Consider the following 15,981-nt stretch of genomic DNA (forward strand, 5'->3'; position numbering starts at 1 on the left):
AGAGGCTGGCGCAGTCTAAAGAATGAAAATGACGATTTGCCTGCGTGCAAGGTAGGACCCCACGCGCAGGACAGAGTTTAGACACAGGTCGGAAGAGGCTTTCAGCCGCCGGACTTCTTGGCCTTGTACCCGAGCTTGATCAGCTCGGCCAACAGCAACTCGACGTGATCGCCCTGAATCTCAATGACGCCGTCTTTCAACGCGCCACCCGTGCCACAGCGTTTTTTCAGCGTCGTGGCCAGTTCCTTCAGGGCCTCTTCGGCCAACGGCACGCCGGTGATGGTGGTCACCGTCTTGCCGCCACGGCCCTTGCTCTCGCGTCGCACGCGGGCAATACCGTCGCCTTCAGGGATCAGGGTCTGTTTGCAGGTACACGAATCCACGGGCTGACGACAGTCCGGGCAGTGTCGACCTGCGTCGGTGGAAAATACCAGGCCACCAAGGGCGGCGAAGGATGCGGCTTTTTTGGCCACCGGCAATCCTCTTGGGAGGATGAAGACTGATCGGCACCCGCAAAGGGGAGTACCGACCGCGAAGCCCCACTCAGGCAGGGGCAGCGCTACCGAACCGCCAAGGTGGTTCGGGTGAAAAGTCGCGCAGTGTAACCACAAAAAGCCGACTTGCTAAGAGCCAAATGGCGCCAATTTATGCAACTTTAGCGACGCAAGGCCAGATAACGGCGCAACCCTTCCTGGGCATCCGGGCAGTAAGGCTTTTGCGCAGCCTCCTGCAGGACTGTTTCAAGGGGTAAAAAGCGCGCTTCCATGACTTCTTCAGGCTGCAAACGCAGCGGCCCGTCCCAGACGGCGGAGTAGGATTTACACCAGAGCCGGCTGTCGCCATCTTCGAAGTAGAAGTGGTCATGTTCGACCAATTCCACTCCGCTGACACCCAACTCCTCTTCCAGCTCGCGAGCCGCCGACAAGGCATACGACTCACCCGCCGCCACCATCCCGCCCGCCGCCGTGTCCCAGAAACCCGGGTACAAGGCTTTGCTCAGGGTGCGCCGATGCACACACAGCTCACCGTTGGAGTTGAACAGGAATATGAAGGTGCAACGGCCAATCAGGCCACGCTGGCGAAGGTCGGACCTGACGAGGTGACCGAGCAGGTTGTCCTGCTCGTCGACCCAACAGATCAATTCAGCATCGGAAGCCGCGCGGTGCGCGGCCTCCTTTTGGGTAGCGTCCATCATCAACCCTGGTTGAGGAGCTGACGCAAGTCGATCACTGCAGCGTTTGCCCGGGAAATGTAGTTGGCCATCACCAACGAATGGTTCGCCAGTACGCCGAAGCCACTGCCATTAAGGATCATGGGGCTCCAAACCGGCTCCTGCGAGGCTTCCAGCTCACGAATGATCTGGCGCACGCTGACCGTGGCATTCTTCTTGGCCAGTACGTCGGCAAAGTCGACTTCGATGGCACGCAACAAGTGCGACAAGGCCCAAGCCTGGCCACGGGCCTCGTAAAACACGTTGTCGATCTGCATCCATGGGGTTTCCACCACTTCCTCATCGACCTGCGGCACTTCACCCGGCGCCAGGGCTTCGGTTTTCAATGCCGTGTTCAGCTTCACCCGGCCCACGCTGGCCGACAAGCGTTGCGACAACGAACCCAAGCGCGTGGCGACGTCGCCCAGCCAGTTGTTCAGGTTGTCGGCACGCGCATAAAACAGCGCACCGCGCTGGTTAGGGTCAGACAGACGTGCTTCGTAGCGACTCAGGGAGTTGATGCCTTCCTGGTATTCCGACTCACTGGACGGGAGCACCCAGCTCTTGTTGTCGAAGTTGAAACGTGGCTCGGCCTTGGCCAGATCCGCGTCTTCGGCCGACTGCGATTGAGAGCGGGCAAAGTCTTTACGCAAGGCGCGGGTCAGGTCACGCACCTGCACCAGCACGCCGTATTCCCAGCTCGGCATGTTGTCCATCCACAGACCTGGCGGGAAGCGATCGTTGGAAATGTAGCCACCGGGCTTGTTCAGCAAGGTGCCGACTACGGTCTTGAGGGTTTCGACCGTGGTATAGCCCACCACCATCTGCTTGCCTTCCTTCTCGGCGGCAAGCTGCGCATTCTGCTGCACCGGAAACAGCGCCGGCTCTTCGCTCCAGTACCAGCCCAGGGCGCCGGTGACCAACAAGTACAGGCCGAGCACACTGAGCACGGCACGGCTCATCAGCACGGTACGAAAATAGCCGCGGTTGGTCGACTTGGGCTCAGGCGCGGGGCCTTTGGCGCTGCCTGCACGGTTTTTCCAGTCCAGCATGGCGATATCCTTTCAATCACTTGAGTTCATGCACTTGAATTGATGGCGTGCGTTCAAACACTCCGACCACAACCCTACCCCATCGTGCCCGCCCATGCGGGGCTTTTCGCCAAACTGGCGCACTGAGGCCGTTCGACTATAAAGGATGCACGCGTTTTACGCTGCGCGACCACCCAGTCAGCAACTGAATGCGACGGGCACGCAGTTTATTGACGTATGACACTCATCCCATTGAAAAGAGGTGCTAGCATAGAGCCATCAGTCGACCTCAGCATGCGCCCTAACTAGTAGTCAGGATATGACCGAGCCAGAAGACCCCAGCCGTGAGCGCCTCAAGCAGCATTTTGCCCAGCGGGTAATTCATCAGGCACGTCAAATTCTTGAGATCTGGCAGCGCCTGCAACGCAGCGAATGGTCCAGTGCAGACCTCGCCGAACTCAGCGAGGCCAACTTGCGCCTGCTGCGCTTTGCCGAGCGCTTCGAACAGCCGGAACACAGCCAGTTGGCGCGACACATCGGCGACTCCCTCAAGGCTGTGGACGAGAACCGTGGCCGCCTGAGCAGCCACCTGATCACCGAACTCAATCGCTTGATGCAGCGCCTGTCCCGCACCGGCCTGCGCCAGGGCGACCAGCTCGAACAAACCTTTCTGCCGCCAATGCGCAAGCCGATCTACGTGATGCTGGCCGATCACGACCGCGCCGAGCGCCTGGCCAAGCAGCTGGAATTCTTTGGCATGAGCGCCCAATCCCTGGACAGCGTGGCGGCGTTCCGCGCATCGATGGCCGAGCGCTTGCCTTCGGCCATCGTGATGGATGTGGATTTCTGCGGCACCGGCCTGGGCCTCAAACTCGCCGCCGAAGCCCAGGAAGGCCTGGAGCACAAGCTGCCGCTGCTGTTTTTCAGCCTGCACGAAACCGATACTCCCACCCGCCTCGCCGCCGTGCGTGCCGGTGGCCAGGAATTTCTTACCGGCACGCTGGAAGCCTCAAGCCTGCTGGAAAAGATCGAAGTGCTGACCTGCGTCGCCCAGTACGAACCGTACAAAGTGCTGATCATCGACGACTCACGGGCCCAGGCGCTGCACACAGAGCGTCTGCTCAACAGTGCCGGCATCGTCACTCGCTCCCTGATCGAGCCGATTCAGGCCATGGCCGAACTGGCGGATTTCCAGCCCGACCTGATCATCCTCGACATGTACATGCCCGCGTGCACCGGCACCGAGCTGGCCAAGGTCATCCGCCATAACGACCGTTATGTGAGCGTGCCGATCATCTACCTGTCGGCCGAGGACGACCTGGACAAACAGCTGGACGCCATGAGCGAAGGCGGTGACGACTTCCTCACCAAGCCAATCAAGCCGCGTCACCTGATCACCACCGTGCGCAACCGTGCGGCACGCGCGCGCCACCTCAAGGCACGGATGGTGCGCGACAGCCTCACCGGCCTTTACAACCACACCCACATCCTGCAATTGCTCGAAGACTGCAGCTTCCGCGCACGCCGCGAGAACAAGCCGCTGAGCTTTGCCATGCTGGATATCGACCACTTCAAGCGGGTCAATGACAGTCATGGCCACCCCATGGGTGACCGTGTGATCAAGAGCCTGGCGCTGTTTCTCAAGCAGCGCTTGCGCAAGACTGACTATATCGGGCGCTACGGCGGCGAAGAATTCGCCATCGTGATGCCCGACACCGATCTGGAATCGGCGTGCCAAGTGCTGGATGAAATCCGCGGGCGCTTTGCCGAAATCCACTATCCCGCCCAACCCCAGGATTTGTGGTGCACCTTCAGCGCTGGGCTGGTGGAGCTGTGCGACGGCTCCGACAGCCTGATGATGGCGGCCCAGGCCGATGAGGCGCTGTACCGCGCCAAGGATGCCGGACGTAACCGCGTGCAGGCCGCGCGCGCATCAAAGCAAAGTGCCATCTTTTCACCAGAATCCACCGATTCCGTCATAACCTTGTAATGAAAACGCAATAACTTCAGGCACTTATCTTTTGTCGTCGGTTGAAACCACGCATGCGCCTGAAGCTGCTGACCAATCTCAATACCCTCCTGTTGGTGGCCGTGTGCCTGGCGCTGGGGGCGACGCTGTGGTGGTCGCAGCGCGCCCTGGAGCGGCCTTATCTGCTGATGGAGCGCTACCTGGGTCTGTCGCAGACCTTTCAGAACCAGGCCGCGCGCAATATCGACGACTACCTGGCCAGTGGCGACGCCCTACGCCTGAGCAGTGCCAGCCAGAGCCTCGAAAGCTTGTTGCAGCAGCTGGATGAGCTGCCGGCGGACCTCGCCCAAAACCTGCGCCCCAGCCTGGTGGACCTGGATGCGTTCAGCAAGACCGCCTTGCTGGCAGCCGGCAAACTGGCAGGCGACCCGCAAGCCTTGCTGCTGCAGGCCGAGCGCGAATTGGGCGCGAACCTGGAGCAGTTGAGCCAGTACGCCATCAGCGTGAACTCTCCCGAGGCCGCCCGCTATCTACCGCCTTTGCTGGCAGCGTCCCAGCACCTGGGCAAACTGTCTCTGGCCCGCGACAAACTGGTCACCAGCGGGCGCGCGGAACTGGCCGACGATGTGGAACGCGAAGTCAGCAACATTCGCAGCCAGGCTGACCTGCTGGAACAACTGCCGTTGCTGGGCGTGAAAGCCAGCGCCGAATCCAGCGCCGACGACTTTTCCGCGCTGATGGGCCTGGAAAACACCGGAAAAACCGAAGCCCAGGACACCGGCGTCGACCTCAAGCGTGAGCTCAACAGCCTGCTGACCCGTTACCCGGCCGAACTCAAGCGCACCCGCGAACAGATCCAGCAGCGCACCGACCTGGCCGCCAAGACCCACCAGAAAATCGACACCGTGCAACACGCCATCGCCGGACTGGAACCTGTGGTGCGCGCGCAGCATGGCAAGATCCAGGGCGAAGTGCGCCTGATGCAAGGCGTGATGATCGGCCTGATCCTGCTGATCGCACTGCTGATCGACACCCTGCAACGCCGCTTGGCACGTGTACTGACCAACCTGGCACCGGCCCTGTCGACCTGGGCAGAGGGCGATTTCAGCCAGCCGATCGCCCTGGGCAAGACCAATCGCGAACTGCACGATATTGAAGCCTCCCTGAACCGTCTGCGGGCTTACCTGGTGGACTTGGTCGGCACCATTCGTGGCAATGCCGAGGAAGTTGTCGGCAGCAGCCGTGCGCTGGCCGAACTGAGCAGCGGCCTGCACGACGGCGCCGAACGCCAGGCCGGAGATACCGCGCAGATTCGTGATTCGCTGGGTGAACTGGAAGCGACCATCCAGCAAGTCGCGGGCGATGCCAGCCAGGCAGCAGGCGCCAGTCGCAGCGCCGGTCAGGCGGTGGAACAGGGCCAACGCGTGATCGGCCTGAGCCTGACCGGGCTGCATGCCCTGGTGGGCGAAGTGCAGCAGAATGCGCAGATGATCGAAAAACTCGCCGAAGAATCCGCCACCATCGGCGGCGTGCTGACGGTGATCCGTTCGATTGCCGATCAGACCAACCTGCTCGCCCTCAACGCCGCCATCGAGGCGGCCCGTGCCGGTGAAGCAGGACGTGGTTTCGCCGTGGTGGCCGACGAAGTCCGCTCCCTGGCCCAACGCACCGCTGGCGCTACCGCAGAGATCCAGAGCCTGATCGCCGGCCTGCAAAGTGCCGCCCATCAATCGGTCCAAGGCATGCGCGCCCAGGTCGAACACGCCGAAGCCACTGCCCAGCAAGCCCAGGCAGCAGACGGCGCGCTGGATGAGATCGTCGGCGCGATACAGACCATTTCCGAGACTGCCGTGCGCATCGCTGATGTGACGGCGCAACAGAGTGGGGCTGTGAGTGAGATTCGCGATAACAGTGAGCGGATTCATCAGATGGGTGAGGACAACTTGCTGCGGATTGGCCAAGGGCGTAGCCAGGGCGAGCATCTGTTGGTGCTCGGTGGGCAGCTCAACACTGCGGTGCAGGCCTTCCGCGTGTGACCCGACTTCCCGCCTCATCAATCACAAGCCATGCGCAGATCAGAACTGTGGGCGCTGGCCTGCCTGCGATCGCGGTGGGCCAGTTAACACATCCGGTACTGACACACCGCCATCGCAGGCAGGCCAGCTCCCACATTGAATCTCCATCAGCTTCGAAGACGTGCCACCAATGACCAGATCCTACGACTTGGTCACATACTTTGCGCTATCCTCGCTAATCGTGCCGCCTACTGCATAGAACTGGACAGTCACAAAGGCTTTGCGGCATAGTCGCCGGGTTCTGCCGTACCCACATCAATAACAAGGAACAGCCGATGGCGACCTTACTGGTTCTTCACGGACCCAACCTGAACCTGCTCGGCACCCGTGAACCGGGCGTCTACGGGGCAGTCACCCTGGACCAGATCAACCTCGACCTGGAACGCAGGGCGCGTGAAGCCGGCCACCATCTGCTCTACCTGCAAAGCAATGCCGAGTACGAATTGATTGATCGCATCCATGCCGCGCGTGGCGAAGGCGTGGACTTTATCCTGATCAATCCCGCCGCTTTTACACACACAAGCGTTGCATTACGTGACGCATTGCTGGCGGTGAGCATCCCATTCATCGAAGTGCATTTGTCGAACGTGCACAAACGCGAAGCTTTCCGCCATCACTCCTACTTCTCCGACGTTGCGGTAGGTGTGATCTGCGGCCTTGGCGCCAGCGGTTACCGACTGGCCCTGGAGGCCGCCCTGGAACAACTTGAACAACCGGCCAAGCGCCCCTGACCGACCCTTGGGAGTTGATGATTCATGGATATCCGTAAAGTTAAGAAACTGATCGAACTGCTGGAAGAATCCGGTATCGACGAGCTGGAAATCAAGGAAGGCGAAGAGTCCGTACGGATCAGCCGTCACAGCAAGACCCCGGCCCAACAGTTCTACGCGCCACAGATGCAAGCACCGGCTCCAGCCGCTGCTGCGCCGGCCGCCGCACCTGCTGCTGCCGCGGCACCTGCCGCCCCGGCTGCTCCTGCGCTGAACGGCTTCGTGGTCAAGTCGCCAATGGTCGGTACGTTCTACCGCACCCCGGCACCGACCTCGCCAGCCTTCGTTGAAGTCGGCGCAACCGTGAAAGTGGGCGACACCATCTGCATCGTTGAAGCGATGAAAATGATGAACCACATCACCGCTGAAAAAGCCGGCGTCATCGAATCCATCCTGGTAGAAAACGGTCAGCCGGTTGAGTACGACCAGCCGCTGTTCACCATCGTTTGAACCGCGGAGCGCCTTCGATGTTGAAACCTGCGAAGAAACTGCAAAAAGTCCTGATCGCCAACCGCGGCGAGATCGCGCTGCGTATCCTGCGCGCCTGTAAGGAAGAGGGCATCAAGACCGTCGCTGTTTACTCGACGGCCGATACCGAATTGATGCACGTGAAACTGGCGGACGAAAGCATCTGCATCGGCCCGCCACTGGCCACGAACTCGTACCTGAAAGTCTCGAACATCATCGCGGCCGCGGAAGTGACCGGCGCCGATGGCATCCACCCTGGCTATGGCTTCCTCGCGGAAAACGCCGATTTCGCCGAACAGGTGGAAAAATCCGGGTTTGCCTTCATCGGCCCGAAAGCCGAAACCATTCGCCTGATGGGCGACAAGGTTTCGGCCAAGGACGCCATGATCGCGGCGGGCGTGCCAACCGTGCCAGGCTCCGACGGCCCGCTGCCTGAAGACGAGGAAACCGCTTTGCGCATTGGTCGCGAAGTCGGTTACCCGGTGATCATCAAGGCCGCCGGTGGCGGTGGTGGTCGCGGCATGCGCGTGGTGCACAAGGAAGAAGACCTGATCGAAGCCGCCAAGCAGACCCGCTCCGAAGCGGGCGCCTGGTTCGGCAACCCGATGGTCTACCTGGAGAAGTACCTGACCAACCCACGTCACGTGGAAGTCCAGGTACTGTCCGACGGCCAGGGCCACGCCATCCACCTGGGCGACCGCGATTGCTCGCTGCAACGTCGTCACCAGAAGGTCCTGGAAGAAGCGCCAGCACCGGGCCTGGACGAAAAAGCGCGCCAGGAAGTACTGGCTCGTTGCGTCAAGGCGTGCATCGACATCAACTACCGTGGCGCGGGTACTTTCGAGTTCCTGTACGAGAACGGTCGTTTCTACTTCATCGAGATGAACACGCGCGTGCAGGTAGAGCACCCGGTGTCGGAGATGGTCACCGGTATCGACATCGTCAAGGAGATGCTCAGCATCGCCGCCGGCAACCCGCTGTCCTTCACCCAGGACGATGTGAAGATGCACGGCCACTCCCTGGAGTGCCGCATCAACGCTGAAGACCCGAAAACCTTTATCCCGAGTCCAGGCCTGGTCAAGCACTTCCATGCTCCGGGCGGCAACGGCGTTCGCGTCGATTCGCACCTGTACAGCGGCTACAAGGTTCCGTCCAACTACGACTCGCTGATCGGCAAGCTGATCACCTGGGGCGCGACCCGCGACGAGGCCATGGCCCGTATGCGCAACGCCCTGGACGAAATCGTGGTCGACGGCATCAAGACCAACATCCCGCTGCATCGGGATCTGGTTCGCGATGAAGGCTTCTGCGAAGGTGGTGTGAACATTCACTACCTGGAACACAAACTGGCCAACCAGTAAGTGCTCCGCTCAACAAAGCCGCCTTCGGGCGGCTTTGTTGTTTCTGGATCACCTGGATTTTGTGGTCACACACTCTAAATGTGGGAGCGGGCTTGCTCGCGAATGCGGTGGGTCAGTGATGAGTTTGTCGACTCACACGCCGCATTCGCGAGCAAGCCCGCTCCCACATTTGAACCCTGTGCAGTCAGTGGTGTCGTCTTCTGCCCGCCGCTCGCGTAAACTTGCGCCCTTTCGCAGCCCCACCCCGCTGCACACTCATTTTTTTCAAAGGTGCCCGCCATGCCTTGGCTGCAAGTCCGTCTCGCCATCAGCCCAGAACAAGCCGAAACCTATGAAGACGCTTTCCTCGAAGTAGGCGCTGTCTCGGTCACCTTCATGGACGCCGAAGACCAGCCGATCTTCGAGCCGGAGCTCAACACCACGCCGCTGTGGTCCCACACCCATTTGCTGGCCCTGTTCGAAGACGGCACCGATGCCGCCGCCGTACTGGCCCATATGGAGTTGCTGACAGGTGGGCCGTTGCCGGAGCATCACAGCGAAGTCATCGAAGACCAGGACTGGGAACGCAGCTGGATGGACAACTTCCAGCCGATGCGTTTCGGCCAGCGCCTGTGGATCGTGCCAAGCTGGCATGCCGCCCCGGAGCCGGACGCCGTCAACCTGCTGCTCGACCCAGGGCTGGCATTCGGCACCGGCACCCACCCCACCACCGCGCTGTGCCTGGAATGGCTGGACGGCCAGGACCTGACCGACAGCCACGTGCTGGACTTCGGCTGCGGCTCGGGGATCCTGGCAATTGCCGCCCTGTTGCTGGGCGCCAAGGAAGCCGTGGGCACCGATATCGACGTGCAGGCCCTGGAAGCCTCCCGCGATAACGCCGGGCGCAACAACATCCCTGAGGGCAAATTCCCACTCTACCTGCCGGAGCAATTGCCCCAGGTGCAGGCCGATGTACTGGTCGCCAACATCCTCGCCGGCCCGCTGGTGTCCCTGGCACCGCAACTGTCGAGCCTGGTCAAGCCGGGCGGCCGCCTGGCGCTGTCAGGTATCCTGGCCGAGCAAGGCGAAGACGTTGCCGCCGCCTACGCGAAGGATTTCGAGCTGGATCCGATCGCCAACCGTGATGGCTGGGTACGCATCAGCGGGCGTCGGCGCTAGAATGAGCGCTTGCCTGAATCGGATGGCCGCATGACCGACAGTTTCGTCACCCAGTGCCCGCACTGCCAAGCACGCTTTCGCGTCAACCACGCTCAACTGAGCGTGGCCCGTGGCGTGGTGCGCTGCGGTTCGTGCCTGCAAGTGTTCAACGCCGCTCGTCAATTGCTGGAGCAGCGCGGCAAGGCGTCCGCGCCGGAGCCAGAGGCGCCGCTGGCGCTGACGCCTGAGCCTGCGCGGGCCATCAGCCAGAAGCAGTGGACCGCCGAAGAGCTGGACCTGGACAACCTGGACCTGGACGAAGAACTGGCCAAGCTGGAACGCCGTGAGATTCAGCACACGCTGCCGGCTGGCGCAGATCGTCGCCAGCCCGGCACCGACCGCCGCCAAAAGGAAGAATCCTTCAGCGCCAGCCGCGACACGGTCAAGGCCGAAGAGGAAAAATGGGCGTCGAGCCTGTTCAGCGAGCCGCCTGAAGAGCGCCTCCACGTCACTGAGGACGAGCCTGAACCTGCGACCAGGCAGCGCACCGAACCGTCCATGTCGTTCCACACCGACGAACTCGACGAGGAGCCGCCACTGCGCTCAACGCCAGTCGATGATGACATCGACCCGCCGTTCACCCCGCTGACCAAAGCGGCCGAACCCGAAGATCGCCTGCAACCTCGCCGCAAACGCCCGCGCCCTGAGGCCGGTGTGCATGACGATGTGCTCCAGGACCTGGAAGACGACCCGCTGCACCTGTACGCGCAAAAACGCCCATCGGGTTGGGGCCGCCGCCTGGTCTGGCTGTTGCTGGTGTTGATGGCTGCCGGCGGCCTGGCGGGTCAGTACATCGCTTATCAATTCGACGACCTGGCTCGCCAGGACGCCTATCGTCCGTGGTTCCAGCAACTGTGCCCCACACTGGGCTGCACGGTGCCATCACGGGTCGATATCGCCCACATCAAGAGCAGCAACCTGGTGGTGCGCAGTCACCCGGACTTCGCCGGGGCCTTGGTGGTGGACGCGATCATCTATAACCGCGCGACCTTCTCCCAGCCCTTCCCGCTGCTGGAGCTGCGTTTTGCCGATTTGAATGGCAGCCTGATTGCCAGTCGTCGCTTCAAACCCGCCGAATACCTCAGCGGTGAGTTGGCCGGTGTTAGCGAAATGCCATCGCAAACCCCGATCCATATCTCCCTGGATATCCTCGACCCGGGCAATAAAGCCGTGAATTACAGCCTGAGCTTTCACTCGCCCGAGTGAATCGGTGCATGGGTTGAGATTTGACGGCAGGTTATTGACTTTCCCCTGCGCAACCAAACCGGTAGCGATAAAGAAATAACTGTTCAGATTTTATCCAATTCAGCCTTTATCCAGTCATCGAGAGCGGGTATCATGCCAACCCTTTTTCGAACTCTAATGATCCGGCCCCACAACAGGGAAGTCCTATGTCGGCGGTACGCATCGGCCCATATACATTACAGAATGGCTTGATTCTCGCCCCGATGGCGGGCGTCACCGACCAACCCTTTCGTCAGCTGTGCAAGCGTTTGGGCGCGGGCCTAGTTGTCTCGGAAATGGTCACCAGCGACATGAGCTTGTGGAACACCCGCAAATCGCGGATGCGCATGATCCACGAAGGTGATCCCGAGCCCCGCTCGGTCCAGATCGCCGGTGGAGATGCACAGATGCTGGCGGATGCGGCCCGCGCCAACGTGGAGTTGGGGGCGCAGATCATCGACATCAACATGGGCTGCCCGGCCAAGAAGGTCTGCAACAAGGCCGCCGGTTCCGCCCTGTTGAAAGATGAGCAATTGGTTGCCGAGATCCTGCAGGCCGTTGTTGCCGCAGTGGATGTGCCGGTCACCCTGAAGATTCGTACCGGTTGGGACCGGGACAACAAGAACGGCCTGACAGTGGCGAAGATCGCTGAACAGGCAGGCATTACAGCGCTGGCGGTGCATGGCCGCACCCGCGCCGACCTTTACACCGGTGAAGCCGAGTACGACACCATCGCTGCGATCAAGCAGGCAGTGTCGATGCCGGTGTTTGCCAATGGCGACATCGACTCCGCCGAGAAAGCCCGGCGCGTACTGCACGCCACCGGTGCCGATGGTTTGTTGATTGGCCGGGCAGCCCAGGGGCGGCCATGGATTTTCCGTGAGATCGAGCATTTTCTGCGTACCGGTGAAGTGTTGCCGGCACCGGAGCTGGTCGAGGTGGAACGTATTCTGCTAGAGCATCTGGCCGCCCTGCACGCCTTCTATGGAGACGTGATGGGAGTACGCATTGCTCGCAAGCATGTCGGCTGGTATCTCGCAACCCTGCCGGGCGCCAGGGAGTTTCGCGCCCACTTCAATCGTTTGGATGATACGGAAGCACAGTGCGCCAACGTTCGAGAGTTCTTCAGCGAGCGTTACAAGAGCCTGGGGACAGGGGACGGAGAGGGGGTGGCCGCATGACGATGATGACCGAGACTTTAGTGAGTGGAACAACACCCGTGAGCGACAACGTCAATTTGAAACAGCACCTCAACACGCCGAGCGAAGAAGGCCAGACCCTTCGCGGGAGTGTCGAGAAGGCGCTGCACAATTATTTCGCCCACCTTGAGGGCGCTTCCGTCACGGACGTGTACAACCTGGTGCTCTCCGAAGTCGAGGCGCCCTTGCTCGAAAGCGTGATGAACTACGTCAAGGGCAACCAGACCAAAGCCAGTGAGCTGCTGGGCCTCAACCGTGGCACCTTGCGCAAAAAGCTCAAGCAGTACGATTTGTTGTAAGCATTCAATCAAACCAGAAAGGCGCCCGCGTAAAAAACGGTCGCCTTTTTTGCTGACTCCTTTGCTTTTGATGGAAATTGAAATGACCGACCAGACTACCCGCCTGCCGATCCGCCGCGCCTTGATCAGTGTCTCCGACAAGACCGGGATCCTCGAATTTGCCCGGGAGCTGGAAGCCCTGGGCGTGGAAATCCTCTCCACGGGCGGGACCTTCAAACTGCTGCAGGACAACGGCGTGGCCGCAGTGGAAGTGGCGGACTACACCGGTTTCGCAGAGATGATGGACGGTCGGGTCAAGACCCTGCACCCGAAAATCCACGGCGGCATCCTCGGCCGTCGCGGCACCGACGACGCGATCATGGCCGAGCACGGCATCAAGCCGATCGACCTGGTAGCCGTTAACCTCTACCCGTTCGAAGCCACCATCAACAAGCCAGGCTGCGACCTGCCGACCGCCATCGAAAACATCGATATCGGCGGCCCGACCATGGTGCGCTCGGCTGCCAAGAACCACAAAGACGTGGCCATCGTGGTCAACGCCAGCGACTACGCCAATGTGCTTGAAAGCCTGAAAGCCGGCGGCCTGACCTACGCCCAGCGTTTCGACCTGATGCTCAAGGCGTTCGAACACACTGCCGCCTACGACGGCATGATCGCCAACTACATGGGCACCGTTGACCAAACCGCTGAAACCCTGTCGACCTCCGGCCGCAGCCAGTTCCCGCGCACCTTCAACAGCCAGTTCATCAAGGCCCAGGAAATGCGCTACGGCGAGAACCCGCATCAGAGTGCGGCGTTCTACGTGGAAGCCAAGCCAGCCGAAGTGGGCATCGCCACCGCGACCCAGTTGCAAGGCAAGGAGCTGTCCTACAACAACGTGGCTGACACCGACGCCGCACTGGAATGCGTGAAGAGCTTCGTCAAGCCAGCCTGCGTGATCGTCAAGCATGCCAACCCATGCGGCGTGGCTGTAAGCCCGGACGCTGAAGGCGGTATCCGCCAGGCCTACGAGCTGGCCTACGCCACCGACACCGAATCGGCGTTTGGCGGCATCATTGCCTTCAACCGTGAACTGGATGCCGAGACCGCCAAAGCGATCGTCGAGCGTCAGTTCGTTGAGGTGATCATCGCCCCTTCCGTCAGCGAAGAAGCCCGCGCCATCGTGGCGGCCAAAGCCAACGTGCGCCTACTGGCCTGCGGCGAGTGGTCGGCTGAGCGTGCCGCTGCCTGGGACTACAAACGCGTCAACGGCGGCTTGCTGGTACAGAGCCGTGACATCGGCATGATCGGCAGCCAAGACCTGAAAGTCGTGACCCAGCGCGCCCCGACCGAGCAAGAGATCAACGACCTGATCTTCGCCTGGAAAGTCGCCAAGTACGTTAAGTCCAACGCCATCGTCTACGCCAAGAATCGCCAGACCATCGGCGTCGGCGCCGGCCAGATGAGCCGCGTGAACTCGGCGCGTATCGCCGCGATCAAGGCCGAACACGCGGGTTTGCAAGTGGCGGGTTCGGTAATGGCTTCCGACGCATTCTTCCCGTTCCGTGACGGCCTGGACAACGCCGCAAAAGCCGGCGTCACCGCCGTGATCCAACCGGGTGGTTCGATGCGTGATGCTGAAGTCATCGCTGCCGCTGATGAAGCCGGCATCGCCATGGTCTTCACCGGCATGCGCCACTTCCGCCACTGATTGATTAGATCGCCTGTGGGCACCGGCTCCATGTGGGAGCTGGCTTGCCTGCGATAGCATCACCCGGGTCTGACTGGACGACCGAGGTGCCTGCATCGCCGGCAAGCCCAGCCCTCACAGAAAAGCACCGTCCACAGTGCTCTCCCTGATTCAGCGTCATCCGAGGTTTTTGAAATGAATGTTTTGATCATTGGCAGCGGTGGCCGTGAACACGCCCTGGCCTGGAAAGTTGCCCAAGACCCGCGTGTCCAGAAAGTGTTCGTTGCACCCGGCAACGCCGGTACCGCCATTGAAGCCAAATGCGAGAACGTTGCTATCGACGTGCTGGCCCTTGAGCAACTGGCCGATTTTGCTGAAAAGAATGTATCCCTGACCATCGTCGGTCCGGAAGTGCCATTGGTTGCCGGCGTGGTAGACCTGTTCCGCAGCCGTGGCCTGGACTGCTTCGGCCCAACCGCGGGCGCTGCGCAGCTGGAAGGCTCCAAGGCGTTTACCAAGGATTTCCTGGCACGCCACAAGATCCCGACCGCCGACTATCAGAATTTCACCGAGATCGAGCCGGCCCTGGCTTACCTGCGTGAAAAAGGTGCGCCGATCGTGATCAAGGCCGATGGCCTGGCCGCCGGCAAAGGCGTGATCGTCGCCATGACCCTGCAGGAAGCCGAAGACGCCGTGCGCGACATGCTTGCCGGCAACGCATTCGGTGACGCCGGTTCGCGCGTGGTGATCGAGGAATTCCTCGACGGCGAAGAAGCCAGCTTTATCGTGATGGTCGACGGCAAGAACGTCTTGCCGATGGCCACCAGCCAGGACCACAAACGCGTCGGCGACGGCGACACCGGCCCTAACACCGGTGGCATGGGTGCCTACTCCCCTGCCCCGGTGGTCACCGCCGATGTGCATCAGCGCGTCATGGACCTGGTGATCTGGCCAACCGTGCGTGGCATGGCCGACGAAGGCAACGTGTACACCGGTTTCCTGTACGCCGGCCTGATGATCGACAAAGCCGGCAACCCGAAAGTCATCGAGTTCAACTGCCGCTTCGGTGATCCTGAAACCCAACCGGTGATGCTGCGCCTGCAATCGAGCCTGGTGCTGCTGGTGGAAGCCGCCCTGGCCCAGGCCCTGGACAAGGTAGAAGCACAGTGGGATCCGCGTCCGAGCGTTGGCATTGTGCTGGCGGCCGGTGGCTACCCTGCCGATTACGCCAAGGGTGACGTGATTGAAGGTCTCGACGCGGCTGCTACGCTGGAAGGCAAAGTCTTCCATGCAGGCACTGCGCTCAAGGATGGCCAGGTCGTGACCGCCGGTGGCCGTGTGTTGTGCGCCACCGCCATGGGCGCCAGTGTCGACGCCGCGCAGCAACAGGCTTATCAGTTGGCTGCGAAGATCGACTGGAAAGGCTGCTTCTATCGCAAGGACATTGGCTATCGCGCCATTGCGCGGGAGCGTGGCGAGAGCCAGTAAGCAGCTATCCGTTCGGCTAGG

At 61.2% G+C, this 15,981-nt stretch carries 14 protein-coding genes; 11 read left to right on the forward strand and 3 right to left on the reverse strand.

Features of this window, described 5'->3' with window-relative positions:
• Positions 1–101: 101 nt before the first annotated feature.
• From AB4O08_RS09560 to AB4O08_RS09570, 3 genes are all read right to left on the reverse strand, one after another.
• On the reverse strand, positions 102–473 hold the full coding sequence (locus AB4O08_RS09560) for a translation initiation factor Sui1 (RefSeq protein ID WP_012722004.1): 372 nt from the start codon (positions 471–473) through the stop codon (positions 102–104).
• Between the two features lie 182 nt (positions 474–655).
• Positions 656–1,192 carry an NUDIX hydrolase gene (locus tag AB4O08_RS09565; RefSeq protein ID WP_010213483.1) on the reverse strand — a complete coding sequence of 179 codons (537 nt, stop codon included), beginning with the start codon at positions 1,190–1,192 and terminating at the stop codon, positions 656–658.
• 2 nt (positions 1,193–1,194) lie between these two features.
• Positions 1,195–2,262 (reverse strand): DUF2333 family protein, encoded by a 1,068-nt coding sequence (locus AB4O08_RS09570; RefSeq protein ID WP_010213485.1) that lies wholly within the window; start codon positions 2,260–2,262, stop codon positions 1,195–1,197.
• 298 nt (positions 2,263–2,560) lie between these two features.
• Between AB4O08_RS09570 and AB4O08_RS09575 the strand changes: the two genes are divergently transcribed.
• From AB4O08_RS09575 to purD, 11 genes are all read left to right on the forward strand, one after another.
• Positions 2,561–4,231 carry a diguanylate cyclase gene (locus AB4O08_RS09575; RefSeq protein WP_460114832.1) on the forward strand — a complete coding sequence of 557 codons (1,671 nt, stop codon included), beginning with the start codon at positions 2,561–2,563 and terminating at the stop codon, positions 4,229–4,231.
• Positions 4,232–5,697: 1,466 nt separating this feature from the next.
• Positions 5,698–6,246, forward strand: a complete 549-nt coding sequence (locus tag AB4O08_RS09580) for a methyl-accepting chemotaxis protein (protein WP_406550078.1) — start codon at positions 5,698–5,700, stop codon at positions 6,244–6,246.
• 314 nt (positions 6,247–6,560) lie between these two features.
• Complete coding sequence (aroQ, locus tag AB4O08_RS09585) at positions 6,561–7,016, forward strand: type II 3-dehydroquinate dehydratase (protein WP_010213488.1); 456 nt, start codon at positions 6,561–6,563, stop codon at positions 7,014–7,016.
• Between the two features lie 24 nt (positions 7,017–7,040).
• A complete protein-coding gene (gene accB / locus AB4O08_RS09590; RefSeq protein ID WP_010213489.1) occupies positions 7,041–7,505 on the forward strand; it encodes an acetyl-CoA carboxylase biotin carboxyl carrier protein in 465 nt (154 codons plus the stop codon).
• A gap of 17 nt (positions 7,506–7,522) precedes the next feature.
• The gene (gene accC, locus AB4O08_RS09595; protein WP_010213490.1) at positions 7,523–8,884 is read left to right on the forward strand and encodes an acetyl-CoA carboxylase biotin carboxylase subunit; all 1,362 of its coding nucleotides are present in this window, start codon (positions 7,523–7,525) and stop codon (positions 8,882–8,884) included.
• 279 nt (positions 8,885–9,163) lie between these two features.
• Positions 9,164–10,042 (forward strand): 50S ribosomal protein L11 methyltransferase, encoded by an 879-nt coding sequence (gene prmA, locus AB4O08_RS09600; protein WP_010213491.1) that lies wholly within the window; start codon positions 9,164–9,166, stop codon positions 10,040–10,042.
• A gap of 30 nt (positions 10,043–10,072) precedes the next feature.
• The gene (locus AB4O08_RS09605; RefSeq protein WP_010213492.1) at positions 10,073–11,287 is read left to right on the forward strand and encodes a DUF3426 domain-containing protein; all 1,215 of its coding nucleotides are present in this window, start codon (positions 10,073–10,075) and stop codon (positions 11,285–11,287) included.
• A gap of 185 nt (positions 11,288–11,472) precedes the next feature.
• Positions 11,473–12,486: a tRNA dihydrouridine synthase DusB gene (gene dusB / locus AB4O08_RS09610; protein ID WP_010213494.1), complete on the forward strand. Its 1,014-nt coding sequence runs from the start codon at positions 11,473–11,475 to the stop codon at positions 12,484–12,486.
• Entirely contained in the window at positions 12,483–12,803 is a 321-nt protein-coding gene (gene fis / locus AB4O08_RS09615) for a DNA-binding transcriptional regulator Fis (RefSeq protein ID WP_002555375.1), read from the forward strand. Before dusB ends, fis begins: the two co-directional genes overlap by 4 nt.
• 82 nt (positions 12,804–12,885) lie before the next feature.
• Positions 12,886–14,493, forward strand: a complete 1,608-nt coding sequence (purH, locus tag AB4O08_RS09620) for a bifunctional phosphoribosylaminoimidazolecarboxamide formyltransferase/IMP cyclohydrolase (RefSeq protein WP_010213495.1) — start codon at positions 12,886–12,888, stop codon at positions 14,491–14,493.
• A 174-nt stretch (positions 14,494–14,667) separates the two neighbouring features.
• Positions 14,668–15,960 (forward strand): phosphoribosylamine--glycine ligase, encoded by a 1,293-nt coding sequence (gene purD, locus AB4O08_RS09625; protein WP_010213497.1) that lies wholly within the window; start codon positions 14,668–14,670, stop codon positions 15,958–15,960.
• The last annotated feature ends 21 nt before the right edge of the window (positions 15,961–15,981 follow it).

This window comes from Pseudomonas sp. H3_E07, assembly GCF_054668895.1.

Excerpts from the sequence above, each read along its gene's own strand:
- AB4O08_RS09565 (WP_010213483.1), bottom strand. The coding sequence starts at position 1,192 with ATGGACGCTACCCAAAAGGAGGCCGCGCACCGCGCGGCTTCCGATGCT.
- AB4O08_RS09570 (WP_010213485.1), bottom strand. The coding sequence starts at position 2,262 with ATGCTGGACTGGAAAAACCGTGCAGGCAGCGCCAAAGGCCCCGCGCCT.
- AB4O08_RS09575 (WP_460114832.1), top strand. The coding sequence starts at position 2,561 with ATGACCGAGCCAGAAGACCCCAGCCGTGAGCGCCTCAAGCAGCATTTT.
- AB4O08_RS09580 (WP_406550078.1), top strand. The coding sequence starts at position 5,698 with ATGATCGAAAAACTCGCCGAAGAATCCGCCACCATCGGCGGCGTGCTG.
- aroQ (WP_010213488.1), top strand. The coding sequence starts at position 6,561 with ATGGCGACCTTACTGGTTCTTCACGGACCCAACCTGAACCTGCTCGGC.
- accB (WP_010213489.1), top strand. The coding sequence starts at position 7,041 with ATGGATATCCGTAAAGTTAAGAAACTGATCGAACTGCTGGAAGAATCC.
- accC (WP_010213490.1), top strand. The coding sequence starts at position 7,523 with ATGTTGAAACCTGCGAAGAAACTGCAAAAAGTCCTGATCGCCAACCGC.
- prmA (WP_010213491.1), top strand. The coding sequence starts at position 9,164 with ATGCCTTGGCTGCAAGTCCGTCTCGCCATCAGCCCAGAACAAGCCGAA.
- AB4O08_RS09605 (WP_010213492.1), top strand. The coding sequence starts at position 10,073 with ATGACCGACAGTTTCGTCACCCAGTGCCCGCACTGCCAAGCACGCTTT.
- dusB (WP_010213494.1), top strand. The coding sequence starts at position 11,473 with ATGTCGGCGGTACGCATCGGCCCATATACATTACAGAATGGCTTGATT.
- fis (WP_002555375.1), top strand. The coding sequence starts at position 12,483 with ATGACGATGATGACCGAGACTTTAGTGAGTGGAACAACACCCGTGAGC.
- purH (WP_010213495.1), top strand. The coding sequence starts at position 12,886 with ATGACCGACCAGACTACCCGCCTGCCGATCCGCCGCGCCTTGATCAGT.
- purD (WP_010213497.1), top strand. The coding sequence starts at position 14,668 with ATGAATGTTTTGATCATTGGCAGCGGTGGCCGTGAACACGCCCTGGCC.